Origin of the sequence: Pseudomonas agarici (genome assembly GCF_900109755.1) — a bacterium.
Classification (GTDB): domain Bacteria; phylum Pseudomonadota; class Gammaproteobacteria; order Pseudomonadales; family Pseudomonadaceae; genus Aquipseudomonas; species Aquipseudomonas agarici.
This window is the reverse complement of record NZ_FOAR01000013.1, coordinates 61,338-85,275: the sequence shown is the minus strand read 5'-3', so window position 1 is coordinate 85,275 and position 23,938 is coordinate 61,338. Positions and strand designations below refer to the sequence as shown.

The 23,938-nt window shown below is 58.6% G+C and carries 9 protein-coding genes; 2 read left to right on the top strand and 7 right to left on the bottom strand.

The genetic code is table 11. The features are described from left to right. Positions 1 to 152: 152 nt before the first annotated feature. On the bottom strand, positions 153 to 6,839 hold the full coding sequence (locus BMX68_RS13760; protein WP_017131817.1) for an immunoglobulin-like domain-containing protein: 6,687 nt from the start codon (positions 6,837 to 6,839) through the stop codon (positions 153 to 155). 208 nt (positions 6,840 to 7,047) lie between these two features. On the opposite strand from BMX68_RS13760, the gene BMX68_RS13755 reads away from it, so the two are divergent. Next, positions 7,048 to 7,728, top strand: a complete 681-nt coding sequence (locus tag BMX68_RS13755) for an alpha/beta family hydrolase (RefSeq protein WP_017131818.1) — start codon at positions 7,048 to 7,050, stop codon at positions 7,726 to 7,728. Between the two features lie 41 nt (positions 7,729 to 7,769). On the opposite strand, the gene BMX68_RS13750 is transcribed toward BMX68_RS13755, so the two are convergent. The 3 genes from BMX68_RS13750 to BMX68_RS13740 all read right to left on the bottom strand — a co-directional run bounded on the left by BMX68_RS13750 (position 7,770) and on the right by BMX68_RS13740 (position 12,394). Continuing rightward, entirely contained in the window at positions 7,770 to 8,495 is a 726-nt protein-coding gene (locus BMX68_RS13750; RefSeq protein WP_060782776.1) for a hypothetical protein, read from the bottom strand. A 30-nt stretch (positions 8,496 to 8,525) separates the two neighbouring features. Next, complete coding sequence (locus tag BMX68_RS13745; protein WP_060782777.1) at positions 8,526 to 10,352, bottom strand: hypothetical protein; 1,827 nt, start codon at positions 10,350 to 10,352, stop codon at positions 8,526 to 8,528. Positions 10,353 to 10,495: 143 nt separating this feature from the next. Further along, positions 10,496 to 12,394, bottom strand: coding sequence for a hypothetical protein (locus BMX68_RS13740; RefSeq protein ID WP_017131820.1), 1,899 nt, complete (start codon positions 12,392 to 12,394; stop codon positions 10,496 to 10,498). Between the two features lie 486 nt (positions 12,395 to 12,880). On the opposite strand from BMX68_RS13740, the gene BMX68_RS13735 reads away from it, so the two are divergent. Further along, positions 12,881 to 14,998, top strand: a complete 2,118-nt coding sequence (locus tag BMX68_RS13735; RefSeq protein ID WP_017131821.1) for an autotransporter outer membrane beta-barrel domain-containing protein — start codon at positions 12,881 to 12,883, stop codon at positions 14,996 to 14,998. A gap of 88 nt (positions 14,999 to 15,086) precedes the next feature. On the opposite strand, the gene BMX68_RS13730 is transcribed toward BMX68_RS13735, so the two are convergent. The 3 genes from BMX68_RS13730 to BMX68_RS13720 all read right to left on the bottom strand — a co-directional run bounded on the left by BMX68_RS13730 (position 15,087) and on the right by BMX68_RS13720 (position 23,867). After that, entirely contained in the window at positions 15,087 to 16,940 is a 1,854-nt protein-coding gene (locus BMX68_RS13730) for a hypothetical protein (protein WP_026013158.1), read from the bottom strand. A 356-nt stretch (positions 16,941 to 17,296) separates the two neighbouring features. Next, positions 17,297 to 18,862 carry a methyl-accepting chemotaxis protein gene (locus BMX68_RS13725; protein ID WP_060782779.1) on the bottom strand — a complete coding sequence of 522 codons (1,566 nt, stop codon included), beginning with the start codon at positions 18,860 to 18,862 and terminating at the stop codon, positions 17,297 to 17,299. Positions 18,863 to 18,983: 121 nt separating this feature from the next. Beyond that, the gene (locus BMX68_RS13720) at positions 18,984 to 23,867 is read right to left on the bottom strand and encodes a hypothetical protein (protein WP_143063289.1); all 4,884 of its coding nucleotides are present in this window, start codon (positions 23,865 to 23,867) and stop codon (positions 18,984 to 18,986) included. Positions 23,868 to 23,938 lie beyond the last annotated feature (71 nt).

Genomic DNA, 23,938 nt, shown 5'->3' with positions numbered 1-23,938 from the left:
AATTGACTAACAGAACTAGCCACATAAGCCACTAGAAGCCAGCCAAGCATGGACAAATAGCCAGCGGGTGGTATTGACGGGAGTCAATGGGGTGGGAGTTGCCGGTGGTCAAGGGCCACCGGCGGGTTGATCAAGGACGACTGTCTTGCTCCTTACTTGCAGTTGGCGAGTCGCACGGGGCCGATCCCGAGGCCACTGGCCTCATAGATCAGGCCCAGGCCAGGGGTGATCTTGATATAAGGGCGCTCCGGCTCAATGACGTTCAACGTCATGTCCAGTACCGCATGCACCAGCCCCAATGGGGTTTTCGTGGTCGATGACCAGGTTTTCTGCTTCAGTGGCGATTGCAGGGGCCAGCGCTTGCCGTATGCCGTGCGGATGTCGATCAACTGTTCCAGCGTTGGTACGCTCAGTCCTTGCGCTTGAGCCTTGCGTAGCGTCTCGGTACTGCCGCCTTCACCCAGGTTGTAGCACTGGATGACACCGCTGACGGTAACTTCATAGCTTTTGCGCTGCCCAGCGCTGTCGTTGACCCGGATAAAGGTTTTGCCATTACCGCGCACGGTGACCCGGCCGTTGCCGTCGACCACGGCGATGTCGGGATTATCGCTACTGTAGTGATAGCCGGGCACGCCGCCGCTGGCGGCGCGCTGCAGGGTTGTGCCGGGACCGAACTCCGGCAACACCCGTGGATGACAGGGAATCAGGTAGATTTTTCCCGGCAGGCTGACGGGGCGCGTATCGAGAACCAGTTCCGGCAAGCGCTTGCGGGCCCTGACCGTTAGCGACAGGCGCGGGAACGTCAGGGCACTCGACTCATCGCTGCTGCCGTCGAAAGCCACCTTGAAGGTGAAAGTCAGGCCGCTCAGATCGCGCAGCTGATCGAGCTGGGTACGTGAGAGCAGGCCCTCGATGACATCCGAAATATTACTGACCAGTTCCGCGTTCCACAGTGTGAAAGCGAAAGGCCGACCGTTGCTCAGGGTGCCGTCGATTCTCAGCCAGATCCGCTGGCCGATCTGGATATGCGGCCATTTCCTCACTTCGATATGGGCGTCGCCGGCAAAGGTGTTGAGGTCCAGCAGAAGGTTGTCCGGCGCCTCGCGAACAAAAGGCGGCTGCAGGTCTTCGTGGGCGATGGGCAGTATGTCCAGCGGCAGGACTTTCGACGGTGCGGCGATACCCCGGCGGGTGACGCTGTAACCGACCTCAACGCGCTTGCCGATATTAGCGCTCACGGCGCTGGCGGGAACGGAGAAATCGACCGTGCCATCGATGCTGCCGGGCTTGGCGTCGATCAGGGGCGTGCCGCTTCCCGGCGTGCCTCGCCAGTAGGCGCGAATGCTGTCGCTGGTTTCCATGGCATAGCTGACCCGGATCGTCGCGCCATCGAGCGCCTGCAACGGGAACAGTACGGTGTCATGGGCCTCCACTACGGTGGGGCGTGGAAGATCCAGGGGCAGGGCGCTGACCGGCAGCAGCAACGGCTGTGACACCAGCGGCTCAGGGGCTTCGGTCTTGACTTCATAACGCACCACGACAGAGCCTCCGGCCAACACACTGACCTTGTCGTCGGGTATGGTGAAGTCGATGTCCTTGCCGATGTCGATGACCGACAGGGTTTGTTGATGAAGGATTTCGGTGCCGGCGGCGGTCGTACCGATCCAGACCAGCGTCACCGTCTGACCCACGGCAATTAATGGGTAGGGCTCCACCCGCGCAATCACCCCGGTGGCCGCCGGGTCGAGCACATTACCGTTGGTTTCGGCCACGGGCACCCGTGGTGGTTTGAGTATCAGCGCCTGACCGATGATTTTCAGCGACCGGCTCTTGGAGCGGCGCAGGGGTTGGTTAGGTTCTTCGACATGATAATAGAAGCGTGCCAGCCCTTGGATAATGAGCGGGAATTGCTCGTTCGGCACCTCGAAGGACACGAAGGGGTCGCTATCGTGGCCGCGCATGAGCGCGCTGTACGCCGGCAGCGCCGCGCCGAGCGCGGTTTCCCGTTCCACCAGCAGGCGCAGGTTCTGTGCGCTGCTCATGCCCTCGTAACGCAACACCAGTGTCTGCACGTTGGCGCCATTGAGCCGGTCCAGGTCCAACTGCATGCCTTGGGCGCGCGGCACCACCGGGGCGGGCAGGGACGGATCGCCAATGCCCACCTCGACCAGCGCCGGACGTGACCATCTCGACCAGTTGTTGACCCCATCGCGTATCTCATAGCGCACGAGGATCGCATCGGAGTTGCCGGCTTCGCGGATAATCTCGGGATCGATCGGCACCACCACGATGTCGCTTGGCGCGGTCAGGGGAGGGTGTTGCACCAGGCGGCCATGCCAGGACACCACGATTGAATCGCCAACGGCCATGTTGGCATAACGCTTGATGACCACACTGACGCCCTCCGGACCCTCGATGATTCCTGGGGGCACCACCTGCGGTAATTCCAGTTTGTCGTTGATGGTCGGTGTCGCCGATTGGGTGTCGGGGTCGCCGGGCACGTCCAGCTTGACCCGCAAACGGGTCTCGGCGGTTTCCGGCGCGCCGCCGGGGAAGGGGGTGAGGACATAGCGTACTGTTACCTCGCCGGTCATGATCCAGCGTGTGTCGACCCGCAGGGTGAGATGGCTGGCGCCGGGCTCACTGCCTTGGGTATGGCTGGCGACGGGGGTGGAATGAGTGCCCCAGTAGAGGTCGATCCGGTCCCTGGGTTTGAGGTTCAGCGGCGCAATCACCACGGGCAGGGGCCGTTGCGGGTCGATCACGTCGGTGGCGCCGACGCCGCCGATATTGAAACTGTTGATCAGTGGCGGTATCAGTTCGCGTGTGGCTCGCGGATGGCGATCGGTGAGCGTCCAGACAGGCGTCCAGGTGGGATCGATCGGGCCGAGGGTGGGCCAGAGGTGACTGGTTTGCAGCACACTCAGCTTGCCAGCGGCGGCGACCGCATTCACCAGGGGCAACTGGGGTGGGGTGAGGCCCTTGATGCGCTCCGGTTCTATCGGCGTGCACAGCTCACGCTGTGCGTTCGAGTCCCTGGGCTCGTACTTGAACAGGGCGCCGTCCTGGCTGGAATAGTAGATGCCATTGAGGAAGAGGTTGTCGGCCAGCAGTGTCTTGGTGACGAAGCAGATATCCTCGACGGCGAAGAAATCGACGGGGGGGCTATCGTCGATCTGATAGCGGGTAGGGGCCAATGGCTTGGCATAGTGAATGCTGTCGAGCGGTGTCTTGCCCAGGGTCAATTCAAGGCGCTGCTGCTCCAGGGCCTGGGTCTTCAGGTCGGCCAGAGTGCGAGTGACCTTGATCGCCTGGCCATCGATGAAAGGCTCCAGGGTGACGTAGCCATCGGGGGCGGAGGTTCGATAGATCGCGTCGACCAGCAGCGCGCCACGACCGCGACCGATCTTGTTGTGGGTGTGCAACGCTGCGTCGTCGGCATGGGCGAACAGCGGGCTGAGGGCATAAGGCTGGGTGCCGGTTGCGGCACTGTCGGAAGGTTTCCAGGTAGCACTCACCGGACCTGTCTGGCGCCACAGGGTGCCGGGGTGGCGCACGCTCAGCTTGCCGCTTGCCGCCACGCGACGAACATAGTCTTGCCCGGACAGTGAGCCGTTCTCCAACTGGCCTTGGGTGTCGATACCGTCGTTATGGAAGACGCTGCCGCGGATCACTTCGTCCGCGTCCGGAACCAACGGTACCTCATAGCTTAGCAAGGCGCCGTCGAGGGTCGACAGATAAAGCCGGGTAGTGGCCTGGTGGCCGGGCACGATGGCAGTTTCACGGGCGGTCTTGATGGCGTAGGCAAAGTCTCGCGCGCTGATGAAATGTGGGTAGACCGCATCGGTCGACGGCGTCCGCTGGCTGCCGGTCGCGACATACAGGCCGTCGATGACATACCCGGGGATCAGGCCGAGGACGCCAATCTGTGGCGGCAGGATGAGCGCCCGATCGAAGTTCGCACTGGTATCGGGGACCGCCTCGGTGGCGACATATTCCTTGGCGGTTTTCCTGAAAATGAAACCGAAGCTGCGCCCGCTTCGCTGGCCAATCTGTGCGAGCCCGTGGCGCACGGCGTCCAGCGGCGTCATGAACACCGGGCTGAATCTGGGCACGGCAGTGGCGATGGAGGCGTTGTCGGTGTCGACCTGCACGCCGGCGGCGGTGTCGCGCAGGGTCAGCACCTTGCCAGGGGTTGTCCAGATCTCGCGACCGTTGACCAGGACCCGTAGCTCGCCGGTTTTTACCAGGTCGCGGGCGAAGGCCAGTACTGCTCCCTTATCCTCGTCCCTGGTGCTTTTGAAGTGCTGCTCCGTCGGATTTTCCATCAGGTTCAGCGGGCTCGTCGATGGGGGCCGTAGCGCGTTGAACAGATCGACTTCATCCGGGGAATGTTTGCTGTTGTAGCGGATCAACGAGCCGTCTTGGCATGAGAAGTAGTGTAATGGAATCGAGCGATCCTTGATTGCCCGGTAGATATCCCAGGTCGGAAACAGGTTCAGGTAGAGCCGGGCTTCGCTCTGCGGTAAGGCAAAATCCAGCATGCCGAGGCGAGAGCTATAGATCCCGGCAATTCTGTGGCCCTCCAGGGGAAAACCGTTGCTGATCGGGAATACATGCGTGTGGTCGAAAATTTCGGTAGGCGAAACCAGCGGTGTGGTGGCAACGAATTGGCCATCCTCGCGCTTGAGGATCACGCCGCCATACACCTTGTCGTAGCGACGGGCGATTTGCGCATGGGCATGGCGGGCGGCGTCGTCCGCCGTGGCAAAGATCGGTCCCAGCGTGCGCCGTCGCAGTTCTTGATAGGCGTGCCATTCGCCCGTCAGGCGAGTGGGCGATCCCCAGAGTTCACTCGGGTGCAATACGCTCAGTTCACCGGTCTCGGCCAGCGAATGAACCAAATCCAACGGGTCGAGTATGCCCTGGACCAGTCGTTCACCGTAGCTGGGAAGATTCGTCGAGCCGGCGAGCAGCGATTGATCGAACGTGGTGTCCAGAGAGACGTACTTCAGTTGCGCGCCATCGCGGGTGCTCAGGTACAAGGGTAAATGTGACGCGGTCGGGGCCGGGCGGTAACCTTCGATCAGTTTGAGCGCGGCCAGCAGCTCGTCGGGCAGAAAGAAGTTCCGGTAAATCCAGACGTCCTTGCATGGTAGGTTTTGCGGATACAGCTCGGCGCTGTAGTAGAGACCGGCCAGGCGAAAACCGGGTAGCCCCGTCAGGGTTCCGTCATTCTCCATACGCGGCAGCGGGTTGGTGGTAAACAACGGTTCGCTGGCGGTGATGGGCTCGCTTGCCACGTAGCGGTTGTGGATGTCGGTGATGATGAAGCCGATCCGCCGCTCCCGGTATTGGCCATTGATACGTTGATTGGCGTGGAGGGCGGCGGCATCCGCGGTGTCGAACACCGGCCCGAAGGCCAGCAACGCTCGGGCCGGTGCTTGGCTGGACGGGTAGGGCTGCCAATCCTCGGGCACTTTGCCCGGCGGGCCCCAATAGTTGTCGCCACGGACGATGTAGAGCCCGCCGGCCCTTGCCAGGGCCTTGATGAAATCGCTCGGCAATAGCCGATCGAGGTCGCCGAGGTCACTTCCAGGGAGTAGGCGCGGGATCAGGGCGTCTTCCTCGGCGGACTCGCTAGGCATGTACTTAATGATGTTCAAGTCGGTCATCAGCACATAGAACGCCTTTATCCCCTGGGGGGGGCGCGGGATGAGAGTGGCGAGCACTTCATCGGGGGTGATGCTTTTGAGTCTGAGGCGGTTCTCCTGCTCGCTGTGCCTCGATGGATTGCCTAAGGCGCTGCCGACCTGTTCCTGGATGGCCGACAAGCTGATGTTGGAGCGGTACACCGCATGCAGCCGGTGCCCTGGCGGAAAGTCGGCAATACCGGTTTCCGTGACGGGATACAGGCTCTCGCTGTCGAATCGGCTGCCGCTGCCGCTGGTGGGCAAGGTGGCGACAAAGCTGCCGTCCTCGCGCTGGAAGATCAGTCCGCCGAGTTCCTTGTCGGTACCGCCCTGGATAATCTGCTGGGCATGGCGCGCGGCGTCGTCCGCCGAGAGGAAGCTTGGGCCTAATTGCGGCAGGGCGGCATCGGCGAATGGTGTCCATTTGATCGCGCTCACCTCGCCCAGGCGGTTCCACAGGCGGCTGGTCTGCAGCACTCGTAGTTGGCCGGCGGCAGCGAGGGTCCGGACCAACTGGCTGGGAGGCAACACGCCACTTGCCAGTTGCTCATCATAGTGCCCGGCCCGGGCCTGCCAATTCGCCCCTTCGGGCAACAGCGCCTGCTCCAGGTCGCTATCGCTAGCCTGATAGGCCAGCAGCGCGCCGTCTGGCGTGCCGTAAAACACTGGTAGCGGCAGAGACTGGGGTATCGCTGGCCGTAAACGACGCGCGTGATGGAGTCCGGCGAATAAGTCGTGGGCACTGAAGAAATTTTCATACAGGCCGCTTTCCCGAGGCGGCAGGAGCTCGTGTTGTGTCTCGGCTTGGCCGTAGAGACCGACGAGGCTAAAGTCCTCGGGCACTTGCAATGCGCCCTGGGCGTCATGTTCGAAGACGACCGTCGGGTCGAAGAGAGACGGTGCCGCGTCTTGCGGTTCCGTGACCTTGAATTCGTCCTTTTGCGCATGTTTCAGAATCAACGACAACTGTCGCCCGGAAGCTTTGACAGCGGCTTGGCCATGGGCATACTGGACAGCTTCGTCCACGCTGGCGAAAGCGCGGCTAAGCGAGGGACGGGTTTTCTCTGGTCCGGGCCTGACCGCGCGCTCGGCTGGCAAGGGGTTGGAAGTAGGTGGTTGGGCGTCGGTGAGGGCATCTTGGGGCATGGCAATACTCATCTTAAAATGACCGCGGGAAGTTTCCCGTGTCGGCAGCGCCGGCCTCGCAATGTCTGCGCAGGCAGCTAAGGTGCGTTCATTTTCAGGAAAAGCGGCGCAGCGATGCATTACATATCTAGTGGCCTGTGTGGCTAGTGTCAGTCAATTTCGGCGCCACAAGCCCGCTGTCAGTGCGGGCGTTGAAGTGAGAGGTTCTATGTCGATTCAGCAGGCAACCCGGTCGCAGATCTCCTGGCCGGGCAATCCCGCCTATCTGTACAACGCTGTCAGGGAAGACGTCCCGCAGGCCACGCTGATCCTCGCCCACGGTGCCGGTGCGCCAATGGACAGTGATTTCATGAACGCCATGGCCGAGCGCCTGGCGGCATTGGGCATTGACGTGCTGCGTTTCGAGTTTCCCTACATGGCCCAGCGGCGCCTGGAGGGCGGCAAGCGTCCGCCCAACCCACAGGCCAGGTTGCTGGACTGTTGGCGCGAGGTGTACGAGCAAGTACGGCGGTTAGTCAGGGGGCCATTGTTCATCGGTGGCAAATCCATGGGCGGACGCATGGCTAGCCTGTTGGCCGACGACCTCAGCGCACAAGGACTGGTCTGCCTGGGGTATCCGTTCTACGCCGCTGGCAAGCCGGAGAAACCGCGAGTGGCGCACTTGGCCGATCTGGTGACGCCGACGCTGATCGTGCAGGGCGAGCGCGATGCCTTGGGCAATCGGCGGACGGTAGCCGACTATAGGCTGTCGGCGCGGCTGGAACTGAGCTGGCTGCAGGCCGCCGATCACGATCTCAAACCGCTGAAGGCCAGCGGTCTGAGCCATGAACAGCATCTGGACACGGCGGCGCGGCATGTCGCTGATTTTATCGGGCGTCATGTTGCTTGAAACGCCGGCTGCCCTGCCTATGGCAACCGGCGGGGTTAGGCTCAGTGTGAGCCGATACTGACCACGACATGGCTGGCGGGTGAGCGTTTCGACCAATTGCCGACCACATCATGGATCTCGTAGCGCACCGGCAGATTGTTGGAGTTGCCGGCTGCCTCGACGATTTGCGCCGGAATCGAGATGATCACCTCCCGGTCAAGCTCCGCTGCCGTCAGGGGCGGATGATCGACCGCCTCTTCGGCCCAGTTGATCCGAATGCGATCGCCTTCGCTCATATGCTGGTAAGGCATGACGATCACCCTGACCCCCCGTGGATCGACGATCACCGCCGGCGGTTGTACCTGGGGCGGGCGCAGGGCTTCGTTCTCGTAAGGTGTTGCCGGATCGATATCGATGCCGCCAGGGCTTTGCAGTTTTACCCGGATGTGGGTGATGTCGGAGTCTTGCGGCGCGCTGCCGGGAAACGGTGTGAAGCGATAGCGAACCGGCAGCGGATCTCTGGCCGATTCAATGCCTTGGGTAGCCACCGCTAGGGTCACGAAGTCATTGATCGGTGGCGCGTCCTGGGGATGATCGTAGCTGCTGACCGGCTCCGCCGCATCGCCCCAGTACAGGTCGATATGATCTCGGGGCTTGAGGTTCAGCGGTCCCACCAGCACAGGCAGGGGTTTTTCCGGGTTCTCTACGTCGACGGCACCGATTCCGGCGGGATTGACGCTGAGGATCACGGGTTGATCGAGGTTTCGTGGGTTGATGTGCTCAGACATGATAATAGCTCCAGAAGGATGAGGGGGCGGTTATTGGCGAAACGCTGGCGGACATCGGCTGCCCACGCGCATGTCGACGTAGGCGCTCTGGCGTTTCGAGCGGCCGGTGCCGGTGATGCTGTCCACGCTGAAGGTAGCCTCGGCGTGGCCGTAGCAACTGCTGTCCAGCACCGCTCTTGGCACCCGCAGGTCGTAGCCGTTGCGGGTCTGTTCCTCGGTCAGCGGTTCGGAGGTATGCGGCCACTGGTTTTTCGGATTGCCGCCCACCAGCTGGTCGAAGCCTTCGTAAAGGAAATGGATGACATCACCAGGCTTTATATTCAGATAAGGGGCGATGTGGACTGGTGCCCCGTCCCGACCGTTGATCGTGTTGATCGCACCGTGTTCGTTCAAGTCAGTGAACAGCGGGGCGTCGGGCCCTGTCGGCCCACCGGGCAGTTCATCCCGCGAGCGGACGATGATGCTCTGTTCCGGCGATCTTGAAGTATTTGGATTGCCGGCCTGGGTGACGATGTACTGCACGCGAATATCGGTGCCGGTGCCGACCGGCTGGAAGCGACTGTTCAGAACCGGTCGATTCAGGTCGCGGGCGGCGCTGACATCGCCTGCGGTGATGCGGTAAGGCGGTTCGAACATTGCTTGACCGCCCCAGGACAGTTGGATGAGCTGTCCTTCGATAAAGCCGGGGTTCCAGGCGATGATGGCGTTCGCATCCCGTTCAAAATCATTTTCGTCGATCAGGTTGTCCGTGGCGCCGGGCGAGGCGCCGCGAATGACCGGTCGTTGCATTTGGCCGGGCACCGGCAGCCTGGCCCTGACCACGATATCCAGTGGTAACGAGTAGCCGATGACATGACCCTCACGGCTGAGCTCATAGCTCAGGCGGATGGCGCCGTCGCCAGCGGCTTCGACGGTCGCGAAATCCACATCAATGCGCAGGACAATCGGTTGGCCGATGGACTCGGGGTCGAATGGGCCTAAGGGGACACTGCCCCAATGCAAGAGAAGTTGGTCGTCGCCTGCCACCAGCTCCGAGGTGGGAATCCACACTTCGATACCGGCTTGCGCTTGTTCGTGGTCGATGGGCTCGATATAGCCGTCGATGATCGGCGCGGGGAGATCGGTAACCGGTTCGTTGAGCAACAGCCGAACCTGGGTGGTGGTGGAGTTATCCGAAGGATTGCCGGCCCGATCGGTGACCTGGTAAAACACCGGACCGTTGAAGTCCTCCAGCGATTCGAGAAAGGCACGGGGAAATTCGATGATGACTTTGCGGGGCTCTATGTCATCTTCCTCGACTTGGCCGCCGGGGCCTTCGATGGCGCCCCAGAAAGTTCGAATCCGGTCGCCGATGTCGAAGCCGCTGTAACCGTGGATGGTGCCTGGAAGCACATCGCCCAGTTGTGTCAGTTCTTCCGAAGTGAGGCCGTCATTGACGGCTGGGGGGAAGTCCAGGGGCGCGAGAGTGGTGGGGTGACCAGGGGCGGTGGTGTCGATTTCAATGGGCGTGAAAAAAGAAGGTGTGGTTGCGCCATTGTGAGTGTTGCGTATTTGATACTTCAGTTGATAAGTGCCTTCTTTCAACAGCTCCGGCGCAATATCAAGTGTCAACAGATCTCCCGGTTTATCGTCTTCGGTAATGGGAACGGGGGTTCCGATAGGCACATCATTCCAGAGTAGCTGATAGGTTTCGGCGGTACTGGGGTTGACCCATACCGGAAAAGTAACCGGAACCGGAGCATTCAGGACATCGATAGGTAAGAGTCCCTCACCATTATCAAGTGCTGATTCCACCCTGGGTTTTTGCAGCAGGCGTTCGTTGGCTTGAGTCTGATATTTTTCAAAAGAATCATTCATTTTATTAAATCCTGTCGAAATAGTATTGCAGTCAATCAATAAATGGCTGCGAAGAACTGCTCAATATCGCCGGGTTTTCCCGGCGATATTTCAAACTTCAGGTATTTGCCACGGCGGATCGAACTGATCCGTCGTTAAACACGTTATGCGCAACCAAAGCCAGGACGGCTCATATCCACCCGTACATGGCCCACCAGAGAAGTTGCCGGTTCCTGGTTATGCTCGGGTTTGGGGATAACCCGGAAAGTAGCTTCTGCACGACCGACACAAAGTGCCCGTAATTTGTCATCGGGTATGGTGAAGTCATAACCGTTGACAATATCCCATTGATCGAATTCGCGTTGATCGGTGTGGTGTGCGCCGGCGATCAGGTTGTCGTCCCTGTCATAACCGTCGAAGGTCATGTAGACGGTATGCCCCTCCTTGATATTGTCGTAGGGATCAACGTGCAGTGGTGTGCCATTGGGGTTTTCGATCGGGCCAATAACACCGCCCGGTGTCGTGCGGGTAAAACGTGGCGCTAGCAATCCGGCGTCACTACCTGGCTGCTCGGTTCGCGAGCGTACCGCAACCGGCTGGACCGGCGAGTTGGCGGGGTTGGGGTTGCCGGTGCGGGTCACGGTGTAGCTGACCGCAATGGCCGGCCCGGTGCCTTGATCCTGGATAACCCGATTGCTGATGGGGATGGTGAAATCCACTCCGGCATCGAAATCGGACTGCTTGATTTCATACCACTGTGCAACTTGCTGCTCGCCCCAGGTCAGGTTGATGAAGTCGCCGACACGCAGGCCGGTCACCCAGCGGAAAATCGCTCGCGCATCGAGTTCGTAGTCATCCGGGTCGATGACATTGTCCTCGACATTGGGATTGCTACTGGTGCCTTGAAGGGTCAGGGCGCGCAGGTCTTCTTCAGGTATCGGCAAAGTAAGAAACACAGTGACTGGCTTGACCAGCGAAGTGCCCTTCAGATCGCCTTGGCGACGGACCTCATACTTGACGTTGACCTGTCCCTGCGGAATGAGATTGATCACATCGAACTGCAGAACGGGTTCCAGTACGGGGTCCTTGTTTTCGTCGCCAGGACGCAGGTCGAGCTCCGGCAGTGGGTTGCCGTCGCCCCAGAACAGCCTGATTCTGTCACCGGGCGCCGCCCCGTCGTAGTGGGGAATGCCGACGGTAACGCCGGTTTTCGCGTCCTGATAGTCGATCAGGCCATCGTCGGCCTGCTGCACAATCGGTGCGCGCAGATCTTCCGGGATATCCTCCAATAGCAGCTTGACATAGGCGGGTTCGGAGCGTGGAGAGATGTTCAGTGCGCGGTCAGTCACGAAGTAAGTGACTTCGGCTTCGCCGCTGCCGATCTGTGCTTCGACCTGTTCGAGAAAGGCACGGGTAAAAGGCAGCATGAGGGCCTGCAGTTCCTCCTCCTCTTTAGTGACAGTAGTAGACGGGCCCCGGATATTTCCCCACCACGTCTCGATGGTATCGCCCTCCACCATGACGTTGTAACTGGTGATACGGACATCCAGCTGGTCACCCAGTGCCGTCAATTCCGCCGAAGTCAGGCCACCTTCTACTTCGCGCGGGAAAATCATGGGGCCGTGGTCAGGCAAACCGGGTCTGGTCTGGTCGATTTCCAGCAGATAATCAAAAGAGGGAGTAGCGAGCTGGTTGTCGTTATTAAAGAACTTATAGATCAACTTGTATTTTTTGTCCGTCGGATTGGCCGGATCTTTTTTCTCCACCAGATACTCCGTGGGGACGTACAGCCGTAAGCGGCGCGTCGGGTTGTCCAAGTCATCTTGTGTCACGTTTACCCAATCATCACCCAGTGGGTCATCTTCCCAGAACAATCGATAGGAATAATGAAGGCCGGCATCGTCGGCCAGTGGAAAGGTAACTTCCAGGGGCGCATTCAATGCAGTGATGGGTAATAGGCCATCAATCAATGCCAGGGTTACATCCGGCTTGTCGTAGAAATTCAGTTTTGTTCGGCTATAGGTATTACGGTTAAGGATGATCGGGCTTTTTGAGATGCACATTGTCAGTTTCTCAGTATTGAAAATTTTTATATAAGGTATTTCGTGCGAGCGAATTCATGCGTCTGATCGGCACTTTTCATAAAGTGCGCAACCCTACAACATCATTAAACTCGACGTGGCGATAAAGCGCTGGATAGGCTCAATCTGGTTTTGAAGTAATCGGGATTTACGGCGGGTGTCAATGGATTTATATAAATATTTTTTTGCGTTGGTGGCGGGTAAATTTCTGTAGGAGTTTTGCACCCTTTGTTTGGGAGTTTGCTTGTAGTCCATCGGGATGTGTTGTGTGTTAAAGCCCTATTGCCCTGCGCAGAATAGAACACTCTCTATTTATGCAGGTGAAATAGTATGTGGTACCTGAATCAGGAAAGCAGAGACCTTATTTATAAGGCCGGTTTGAAGGTTATAGGCTTGTCCTGTGGGGCGACGTTGGGTTTTCAGGTTCATGCGACACAGCTCGATGAGCGTAGTGCAATAACCGGAACGGTGAACAACCGGCTTGAAACCCTGGACGCTTCCAGCCCGGTAGAGTCTTGGACCGTGACCAACCGGGGAGTATTGCAAATCTTCGACGGGGCGGTGACCGATCGGGTAACGGTCAGCGGTGGTTCCGTGGTCAATATCAACAACGGGACTGTCAATGGTGGGTTGTCCTTGTTCGATGCCAGCACATCTGTGGTCAATGGCACGATCAACAATGCGACAGGCAGAGGACTGGAGATCGGTACAGTATTCACCGGTGATGACCTATTGAGTTCTTCGGCCAATCTTCAAAACAGTAGCGTTTCTGGCGTGGGAATTGGTGCAATCGTCGCGCCGCTGAGTGACCTCACCTTGAATCGCACCGTGGTAACCGCCACTGCGGGAGGGGGAAATGACGGAGAGGCGATTCGTCTCGCTGGCAGTACCTTGCACATGAGCAACGGTAGCCTGGGCCAGGGGGAGTCCGTTGGTTTGCATATCACCGGCGACACCTTAGGTCCAGGTATGCCGGCACCGGTCGGTTCGAGTACCTCCGTGGTGTTGGACAATTCAACGCTCGAAGGCTTAACCGGGCCGGCTATCCGGATCGTCGACGCGGCGGTGGCGGGTATTGTCGTGCAAAACGGTTCGACTCTGTTGGCCGGTAACGGCAGGCTGGTGGATGTCACGGGGGCCAGCGAACTGAGTTTCACTGCCGACAACAGCACCCTTTCCGGCGATTTGGTCGCTGACGACACCAGCACCCTGGATGTCATTGTGCAAAACAATGCCCAGCTCACCGGTAACCTGGTCAACACCAACAGCGTGGCTATCAACAACGGCGCGAACTGGACAATGGTTGGTGATGCCGAGGTCAAGTCGCTGTCCCTGGGCGGCGGCAGTGTGACCCTGGGCTCCGCCGAGCAGTTCTATACCCTGTCGCTGGGCGAGTTGTCCGGCAGCGGAATGTTCAATATGCAGGTCAACCTGGTGGACAACACCGGCGACAAGCTGGACATCAATGGCGAGGCCCATGGCGAGTTTCTGCTGAATATCCAGAACACCGGCCTGGAGCCCAATTCTCCCGAGATCACCCCACTGCAGGTAGTACACACTGAAGGCGGCAGTGCCGTGTTCGATGTGGTCGGCGGCAGTGTCGACATCGGTGTCTATTCCTACCAGTTGGAAAAACAAGGTGACGACTGGTTTATCGTCGGCTCCGGCAAGACCATCAGCCCCTCGACTCAGGCGGCGTTGGGCTTGTTCAGTGTCGGGCCGACGGTCTGGTATGGTGAGTTGGCGACCTTGCGCAATCGCATGGGCGAAATTCGTACCAGTGGCGAAGGAGGCGGCTGGATTCGCGGTTACGGCAACCAGTACAACGTTGGCGCGGATGGCGGGTTTAGCTACAAGCAACGTCAGAAAGGCTTGTCGCTTGGGGTCGACCTGCCCGTGCCGGTGGGCAATGGGCAACTGCTGGTCGGGGTCATGGCCGGTCATAGCGAGTCCGACCTGAGCCTGAGTCGCGGCACCGCCGGCAAAGTCGACAGCGGTTACATCGGGGCCTACGGCACCTGGTTGACGGAGGAGGGCTACTACCTGGATGCGGTCGCCAAGCTCAACCGCTTTCGCAACCAGGCGGATGTCTCGATGACCAATGGTGCCAAGGCCAAGGGTAGCTATGACAACTTTGCCTACGGTGGTTCGGTGGAGTTCGGTAAGCACATCAAATTGCAAGACGCGATGTTTGTCGAACCCTATGCGCAACTGTCCACGGTCAACGTCAAGGGCGACAGCTACACTCTGGACAATGGCCTGCGGGCAAAAAACGACCACACCTTGTCCGTGCTCGGCAAGGCGGGGGCAACCCTGGGGCGTAACCTTGAACTCAGTGATGGTGGCTTGCTGCAACCTTATCTGCGGGCGGCGATGGTCCATGAGTTCTCTCGTCGCGGTAATACGGTGAAAATCAATGATGTGTCCTTTGACAACAACCTGTCCGGTACCCGTGCCGAACTGGGTGTCGGGGTGTCGGCTGCCTTGTCGAAGAACCTGCAGTTGCACGCTAACTTCGACTACATGAACGGCGAGAACATCGAACAACCCTGGGGTGTGAATATCGGTATGCGCTACGGTTTCTAATGGCCGGGCATCATGCCGGATATCATTGTCCCCGCGTGACGGAAAATCCCTCGACGATCCTTCGTCGAGGTTTTTTTATGCTCGGCGATCAGCGGACCATAACGGTTGCACGCGATGAGATATAGACGTCGGCCGGCAGCGAAGTGTTGCGTCCCAGCTCGCCGATGACCTCGTAACGCGCCCGACCACGGCCATGCTCGACGGCCATCAGGCGTGCCAGCGGCACACGGAAGCGACAGCCGTGGCGGATCTCGCGGTCGCTCACCCAGCGCTCTGCGGTGAACTGCGCCGCAACGATCTCGCGGCCTCCCGTCAGGGCATCGAAGCCGAAGAACTGCAGGACGATCCGATCACCAACCTTCATGTTGCGATACGGGGTCACATGTACCACGGTGCCCTCCGGGTCCTTGCGCGGGTCGATCACATTCAGCACGTTGGCCCCTCTGAACACGGGTTCCGGTAGCCCCTGCGAACCGCCTGGCAACTGCATCTGGAAGATCACCGCCACCGACTGTTTGGGGGAGTAGGAGGTGTTTGGGTTGTCTTCGCGCGTCACGGTGTACTGCACGCAGATGTCCACCCCGCAGCCCTGTTCGGTAATCAGACGGTTCGGCACATTGATCACCAGGGCGCCGCCGCTGTCGATATCCCGTTGGCCGATCAGGTGTACCAGCGGCTGCGTCGATTTGCCCCAGAACAGATTGATCCGATCACCGGCCCGGAAGGCGTCGCGCCAGGCGATGATCGCGTCGGCCGAGAGTTGCGCGTGGTCCTCGTCGAGGTAGTTGTCCAGCGTCCGGGCATTCGGGTTCTTGCCCTTGATTACCGGAGCCGCCAGTGCTTCGTTGACCACCGTCTGCGGCGTCGGGTCTTGGGGCCCGGGCAATTGCAAAAAAACTTCTAGCTCCAGGTCCGGGGAGGTGAAGAGCTCGCCATTGCGACAGACTTGGTAATGCACCCTGGCCGGACCGTCGCCATGACGGGAGATGGCCAGGTAACGCACCATCACGTTCAGCAGCAGGGGCTTTTGCTGCTCATGGGCACTGATAACGCGTCGGCCGGCGGTTTGCTCGCCGTTCCAGAACACCCTGATTTCGTCGCCAATGGCGACATGCTCGTAGCGGGGAACCGCGATTTTCACGCCTATGCGGGCGTGTACATCGTGAACCTGGCCGCCTTCGATCTGCAGGGCGATGGGGGCTTGCAGGTTGACCGGCAGTTGCTGCAACCGCAACTTGAGGATGACCGGTTGTGAACGTACCGAGGTATTACCGGCCCGGTCGCGGACGTTGTAGCTGACGGTGAGCTCGCCGTTGCCCAGTTGTTCGAGGAAGTGGCGCTCGACAGTGATCCGGACTTTGTCGGTTCCGGGCTCATCAGCCTGTACCGTATGCGCGGGGCCGGCCTGTTCACCCCAGTAACTATGGATGACATCGCCCCATTGCATGTCGAAGTAGCCGGGGATAGTGATCGTGAGCTGGTTACCCAGTTCGATCAGTTCACTGTCGGTCAGGCCGTCGACGGCGAGCGCCGGGAGGATTGGGGCAGCGAGCAGTGTGCCGCCAGGTGGGGTGCGGTCGATGATAATGGGTGTTGTCTGGGACAGCAGGGGCATTGTGTCGGGAAATGTCGTGACCGCATAGCCGAGTTGGTAGGTCCCTTCGACAGATAGCATCGTCACGGGAAGCTCGGGGTACAACATATCTCCAGGCGGTGGAGCGGATGGAAGTTGCATTGGCTCGCCAATCAGTGTGTTATTCCAGGTGAGTTGATAGCGGTCATCAGGTGTCGCATCGGGCCAAGTTGGAAACGACACAGTGACTGGGTAATTAAGGTCGTTGGCCTGCAACAGCCCATCCTTCGGATCTGCCTGCTTGACAAAGGGGGCAATAAGATCCTGGGTCATGAGACGAATTTGTGGAGTGCTTGCTAAATCCTTCATACGGATATCCCTGTAATCCAATTGAATATTGACAGCCGTTTTCACACTCGAACGCATTGGCGTTTATTGCCGGTGTTTTGCGTTGTCGCATGCTTATTTGGCAAATAAGGCACTCAAGTCTTGAATGAAAGGTAACTGCCTGTGCGATAGGATGCCAAGGCCCCAACGAATAGTAAGTTTGATTGGTTGTCAAGAGTTTTGCTTGAGTGGGGTTGTTTGTTTATTTTGTGTAAGCTTTAAGTTTGTATATATAAAGAAAATTCTTACTTGCTAAAAAGAAAAATTGCTTATTTTATTCACACAATAAAAACCCGATGATTGTCAGTCATCGGGTTTGTTGTGTCGCCAGTGATCTGTCAGCGATTAAAGCGCTCCACCAAAGAGTATTGCGTATTGGCGGTATGGGTCAGTTCTTCACTCAATTGTGCCGAGTCGTGCGCCTGCTCCGAAGTCTGCTCCGCCAATTGCGCAATGGTGCTGATATTGCGGCTGATCTCTTCGGCCACGCAGCTCTGTTCTTCGGTAGCGGCGGCGATCTGGGTGGTCATGTCGGTGATATTGGCTACCGCCGCGCTGATGCCCACCAGCGCGGCGTCCGCCTCCAGGACCCGCGCCACGCCTTCCTGGGCCTGGCGATGACCGGCGTGCATGGTTTGCACGGCGATGCTGGCGGTCTGTTGCAGCTTGGCGATCAGGGTATGGATCTGCCCGGTGGATTCGCTGGTGCGTTGCGCCAGTTGGCGCACCTCGTCGGCAACCACTGCGAAGCCACGACCCATTTCCCCGGCGCGGGCCGCTTCGATGGCGGCGTTCAAGGCCAGTAGGTTGGTCTGGTCGGCGATGCCCTTGATCACATCGACCACGCCGCCGATCTCGTCGCTGTCCTTAGCCAGTTGGGTCACGGTGCCGCCGGTTTCACCGACCACCATCGACAGGCGCTCGATGGCTTCGCGGGTTTCCCCGGCGATATCGCGGCCACGGCGGGTCAGCCGATTGGCTTCCTGGGTGGCGTCGGCCGTGCGCTGGACATGGCTGGCGACTTCCAGGGTGGTGGCGGCCATCTGGTTGACGGCGGTGGCCACCTGTTCGGTTTCCTGACGTTGGCGGTCCAGGCCATTGGAACTCTTCCGGGCCAGCTCGTCGGACTTGCGGGCCTGGGCGTTCAGGTGTTCGGCGGTATCCTGCAAGCGGGTCAGGCAGGTTTTCAGGCGTGCTTGTTGGCTGAGAATGGACATCTCCAGGCGCGCCTGGGCACCTCGGCTGTCGGTGTACATCTGCGCGATCAGCGGGTCCGAGGTGGTCTGTTCGGCCAAGCGTAGCAGGCGCTTGAGACCGCGTTGCTGCCAGCTCAGACCGAGCAGGCCCAACGGTACCGAAACGGCGGCGGCGAGGGCGAAGCCCCAGTGAGAGTTGAGCCAGACGCCGATCAGGAAACTCACCTGACTGACCAGGATGAACGGCAGCCAGTCCTGCACCACCGGCAGCCACCTGTCGCGTTGGGGGATGGCCGACTTGCCCTGATTGAGGCGTCGATACAACGCCTCTGCCCGGCGAATCTGTTCGGCGTTGGGCTTGACCCGTACCGATTCATAGCCAATCACCTGATTGCTTTCGAAAACCGGTGTGACATAGGCGTTGACCCAGTAATGGTCGCCGTTCTTGCAGCGGTTCTTGATAATGCCCATCCATGGCTGGCCTTGTTTCAGCGTATTCCACAGGTGCGCAAACACCGCCGCCGGGACATCCGGGTGCCGCACCAGATTGTGCGGCGCACGGATCAACTCTTCGCGGGAGAACCCACTGATTTCGACGAAGGCGTCGTTGCAGTAGCTGATCACACCTTTGGCGTCGGTCGTGGAAATCAACCGTTGCTGAGCGGGAAAGGTGCGCTCGCGTTGGGTGATGGGTTGGTTGTTACGCATGGTTTTTCAATCCGCAAGGCTTTGATAACCTATCGGCCAGGCGGGAGAGATATTGAATATATATTTCAGCTTTCAGCGCCCGTTCACTTTTTAATCCCTGCGTATTCGTCCCTGAAGAGGGTTACGGCTGTGCGGGAGGTGGGTACTTACCGTGGCTTGCCACGATCTTCAGTGGTTCCTTGAATTTCGAGCCTTTCAAAGGCAGGTCCGGCAAGAGACCATTTTGCACGGGACCTTTGATCAAGAAGATATTGTCGCCCGAGAGTCCTTGGCCGGAGATTCGGTGCAAGGTCCAACCTTCTGGCAATTCGCAAGTTCTCAGTTCGAAGTAATGAGAGGCTCGGGCTTTCTGTTGCGTGCGACCGTGCAGCTTGCCGAAAATACTCTGGGAGAGCTTCTCGTGCGGGAGGCTGCCCGGTGCCAGGTCGGTCACATAGATGCCATAATCGGTACGGGTAAAGTCGCCCAACGGACTTTGCCGGGTGACCGGCAGGTGCATGTGCAAGGCAGTGCCGTAGCCACTTCCGCGAATAGCCGCATACTTATCCCGGCCCATGTATTTGTACAGGAACTCGCTCCACTCCGATCGCGGAATCTCCTGGCTTTTCAGGCCCGGACAGTGAGGAACGCTATCGAAATGTCGGGTTGTCGCGGGAGGCGATTCGGGGGTTTCCGGCGCGGGGCGTTTAAGTCGTGAAATCGTGGGTGTCCGTGCTTCCTGTAAGGATGTCTCATGAAGTTTTTTCCATGAGGGTGAATTAAGCGTATCTCCTTGCATCTGCATATAAAACTTATTGCGCAGCGCACGACTTGGCAGAATGCTTTCTATCTTTTCATGATAATGAGTGAGTTGCCTGGCAGTGAGCGCCGCCCAGCTATTATCCCGATCACGGACCGCGATGTTCCAGCTCTCATCTGGATTTTTCATCAGAAATTTTTGCGTGAATATCGCCTCTGACCGGCTATTGGCCTTCTTCTTAAAGGCTGCATGTACGTTCGTCGAGTTTGCTTCCGGTATCCGCTTTACCAGGATTTGCGGGGTATCGGAGCCGAGGAAAAGATCGAGCTTGGGAACGTGCCTGATAGGCAGGGTATTCTCAAGAGAAATACAATCAAGTGCCCGAACGGACAGCATTTTATCGAATGGAAGGTTGGTCGCCCTTGGGCTGCGACGAACTGGCATCGGGCAGCCGTTGTTCTTCCGAAACCTGCCGGTGACCTGGCTTGCCGCCGAGTCAAGTTGTTGCTTGAACGCCTGCTTGGCATTGTTCAGCGCTTCCACGGTCTGTCCTGCGCTACTGCGTATATTCTGCCAGAGCTTGTTGGCCGAACGCACAAGTGTCCGTGGGCTGTACAAGGGGATGGGCGAAGCGGAAAAGATGCTTTCGCCAACCGCATAAGTCAGTTGCAGGCCGCCTTTGCGCAGGCCTTGGCGAAAGGTCTGGTTCGCCAGCCCCGTGCTGACGCCGCTGCCCAGATTATTCAAGGTCTGCCATAAACCACCGATGACGGTTCTACGGACAGTCTGTCCCGATGCGGTGGTGAGCGCGTGCTGTCCGATGGAAAAAACCTGGCTTTTCAGCCCTTGGCCAAGGGCCGTTTGCAGGCCCGCTCGAACGGCGGTGCCCAATGTCTTGACGGCGGAACCCACGCCTTTGGCTCCAGGCAGCGCGGTGAGTACGATCTCCATCGTAAGGCCCAGATGGTCCTCGTTGCTTCGCTCGGCGGCAGGTTTGGCAAAGTAGTCATAGAACGGGATAAGCGACAACAGGCTGAAGCGTTCTCCTCGATTGCGTGGCGGGAGGATATTTTGTTCCTTGGAATAATCGACCGCCCATGTCATGGGCGCATCCCATACAGGGGTGATCAGCTTATCTATTACCTGATGGGCGGTGCTGACGGGATCGCTGGGGCAGAGTCTGGATGCGTTCAGCCCGGCGTACCATTCACCGGCTTCCAATCCGACACCGGCAGGGATACCAGACCTCACCAACCTGCCTCCCGCAGAGGGTGGCTTGGGTAGCAGCATGGCGGAGCGGCTCCAGATATCGATCCAGCTGGTTTGCAGTCCATCATCCGACTTCAGAATATTCAAGAATTGGCTTTGCTTGCCCTGCAGCGCTTCGAATTCGACTACGGCCAGGGTGCCTGCTTTGTAGAACAACGAGTGGCGTGACGAGGGCGCGAGGATTCGCCAGCGCCCGGTGTCGAGGATATGAAGTTTTTCCAGCGGCAAACCCTGAAAGATCAATTCAAGTTGCGATTGGATAATGGGCTTGTAGTGTTCTTTGTAGCGATTCGAATCAGACGTGAACTTTTCCAGCAGGGCGTTTCTCTGGGCAATGTAATAATCGTGATTGACCATGTTCATGCCACAGAGAAAAGCATCGAGAGTGCTGATGTCCTGATCCCCGAAGTTCGCTTGAGGATCAGTACCCAAGGCCCAGAGTTGCACGCTCGCCATGGCGCGCAGATCCGGCGCCTGCTCATGTTTCACCGACAGTAGATGCATCTGGTTTCGCTCTTCTGTGTCCTTGGTCAGGTTGAGCCACTCCATGGCGTTGGTATAACCCCAGGCACGGGCGGTGGCGATGGTCTGTTCGCCCAGGATCAGTCCACTCAACTCACTGAGTCGATGCTGCGTTGCCTCCCTGGCTGGGGAAAGCATTTGGGCGTCGTGCATTTGCCGCGAATCGATATCGATACCGCTTTGCCTGGCGATATCCTTGGCCATGCTCACCACTTCGGCGATCGAACAGGCCATCGAGGTACGGGGACTGACTTCGTTCAGTAGTCTTGCCGCCCAACGCAAGGTGATGGCGGCAGGATCACTTTGATAATTGAGGGTCAAGCTGTCGCTGTCGCGCAGGAACAGTTCTGGACGTGCGCGTTGCAGTAGCAGACCGGCGAGAAAGCTCGCATGTCCTGGCTGGTCGATCACTTTCTGGTCCATCAGGCGTTTATGGATAGAAGCAATCAGCCGCTCCTTGAGGTTCCCCCAGGTCTGGGCCTCGCTGTCCGTGGGCGCGCCGCTGAGCTTCGGACCCAGTTGCCATAGGTCTTTCACCGCTGGCCAGGCGATATTCAGTAGTGTCTCCACCAGCAGGTAGGCTTGCTCGCCCGAAGTCAACGCCGCCGATGTCGCTGGCACGGGAGCCGGCGCCATTTGCGCGGCCCATTCGCTGAATGTCGGCAAGCCTTGCAGCAGTTGGTAGTGTTCGAAGGTGTTCCATGCCGGAAGGGCCTGGATAAAGAGAGCATTCAAGCCGATCTTGTCGAGCAGGCGTGAGGTGAATGCCGGTGTTGACGACGTTTCCTTGATGACCTCCTGCAACTTTTGTCGATTGGCCGCGAACGTGGCGTCTGGATCATCCACAAGGAGCAAGGTCTCCGGCAAGGGAATTTCAGTAGGTTTCGGTGGTTCGATCCCCGGTCTCCAGGCGCTGGCGGGAAGGTACTGGCGTGTCAGCAGCGTGCTGGTGAAAATCAGCTCGAGCAAATCCGTTTGCTGATTAGCCGCTAGCCAGGGCGCGATAAATGCCGGTATCGAAGAAAATCCGTTATCTGCGATAGCGGCCATGGGGGCCAGAAGGCTGCGCACGAGCCGACGCAGAATCTCCCAGGCTCCTTCACCCGATTGAATCCGCATGCCAGTGAAGTCCGACAGAAGGTTGTGAATATCGGGTCTGCGACAGATATACGAGAGAGACCGCGTGGCCTCATCAATGGTTAATAGCGCCTTCAGCGCCTTCAGCGCTACCCCGGTAATGTCCTCGCCCGCTAAAAAGAAAGGATAGAAAGCGGTAGGGTGGAGTGCCTCGACAATATTGTTTGTCTGTCCCCAGCGTTCATCCGCTCTAGCACGTAGTTTCTCGTCACTGAGCGCGCTGGCACAAGGATCTTGGGGAGGGATTGAAAAAAACGGCGCGTCGTCTGGGTCCGAGAGCGCCTTGAGCGTGCGCTCGACTTGTCGTAGACCTCCGGCATGGGCATCCAGGGCAATACGCTGTAGTCCCTGCGCGAAATGAATATCCACCGGCTCCGAGCCCTCCGGGGTCGGCAGGGTCAGCACATCCGCCGATTGTCTGTTTTGCGCACCTTCGATATTTTCCGGGTCAGCCGACCAGAGCAGGCTGGTGATATGAAAAGGCGCCAGGGTATCGTCGTATGACCAGCGGCCCATAGCATAGGCGGTCAATCGTAAGTTGGTTCGGTTGCCGATCTGGCTGGCGTATTCGGGTAGCAGTTCGTTGAGCAGCCTGGCCGCGAAAGTTTGCACGTCGGCACGTTCGAGAAAGCGCAGGCAGCGTTGCAGCAGGTCTTTTTCGTCCTTGAAGGGGCTTTTGTCGATACTGCCCAGGTTTATGTCGATCCAATCACTGAACAGCAGATAATGTTCCCGGTAATTGCCGTGGGCAGTGGCGGCATCGACGGCATCCATGAATGCCTCCTGCGATGAATACAAGAGGTGGTTGCGCGCCGAGGCATACCAGGCAACTTCTACGTTGCTCGCGGTGTAGCGGCGCCCATCAGGCACAGCGCGAGAATTGTTGTCTGTCACCTTGGCCAGCAAGGCGCGTGCCTGGTCAGTGACTTTGATCAGCGAGCGGCTGATGTCAGCCCAATAAGCCTTCGGACCTTCATACTGATCATCGGACAAGAAATTATCGGGCAGATTGTTCTCTGTCTTGAATAATTCAAAGGCGTAGGCAAGGGCGCTATCGGTCTTGTCAAGAATTGTGCGAGCAGTGGTCGCGGGGTGACGATACTGGTCTTGCGCGGTAAGCAATATTGAGTTGACGACATTAATGAGCTCCGCGCCAAGACCGCCCACTACACCCGCCTGGTCCACTACCGATAGATAATAGGCCTCGGCGGCGGTAATACGGTTTTCCGAGGTGTATGCAGATGCTGACGCGCCGGAGTCGATTTGTGGGGGCGAAGTTGTTGGTGTTTGATTGTTTTTTTGTAGTACCTGTTCATGTTGCGCTAACGTTGTATTCATATGGTTTCTCTTGTTTTTGGTTGTAGATGCTGTCTCCATTTTATAAGGGGTCGAGATTTAATTTAAAGTGC

Excerpts from the sequence above, each read along its gene's own strand:
- BMX68_RS13755 (WP_017131818.1), top strand. The coding sequence starts at position 7,048 with ATGTCGATTCAGCAGGCAACCCGGTCGCAGATCTCCTGGCCGGGCAAT.
- BMX68_RS13740 (WP_017131820.1), bottom strand. The coding sequence starts at position 12,394 with ATGTGCATCTCAAAAAGCCCGATCATCCTTAACCGTAATACCTATAGC.
- BMX68_RS13760 (WP_017131817.1), bottom strand. The coding sequence starts at position 6,839 with ATGCCCCAAGATGCCCTCACCGACGCCCAACCACCTACTTCCAACCCC.
- BMX68_RS13720 (WP_143063289.1), bottom strand. The coding sequence starts at position 23,867 with ATGAATACAACGTTAGCGCAACATGAACAGGTACTACAAAAAAACAAT.
- BMX68_RS13730 (WP_026013158.1), bottom strand. The coding sequence starts at position 16,940 with ATGAAGGATTTAGCAAGCACTCCACAAATTCGTCTCATGACCCAGGAT.
- BMX68_RS13725 (WP_060782779.1), bottom strand. The coding sequence starts at position 18,862 with ATGCGTAACAACCAACCCATCACCCAACGCGAGCGCACCTTTCCCGCT.
- BMX68_RS13745 (WP_060782777.1), bottom strand. The coding sequence starts at position 10,352 with ATGAATGATTCTTTTGAAAAATATCAGACTCAAGCCAACGAACGCCTG.
- BMX68_RS13750 (WP_060782776.1), bottom strand. The coding sequence starts at position 8,495 with ATGTCTGAGCACATCAACCCACGAAACCTCGATCAACCCGTGATCCTC.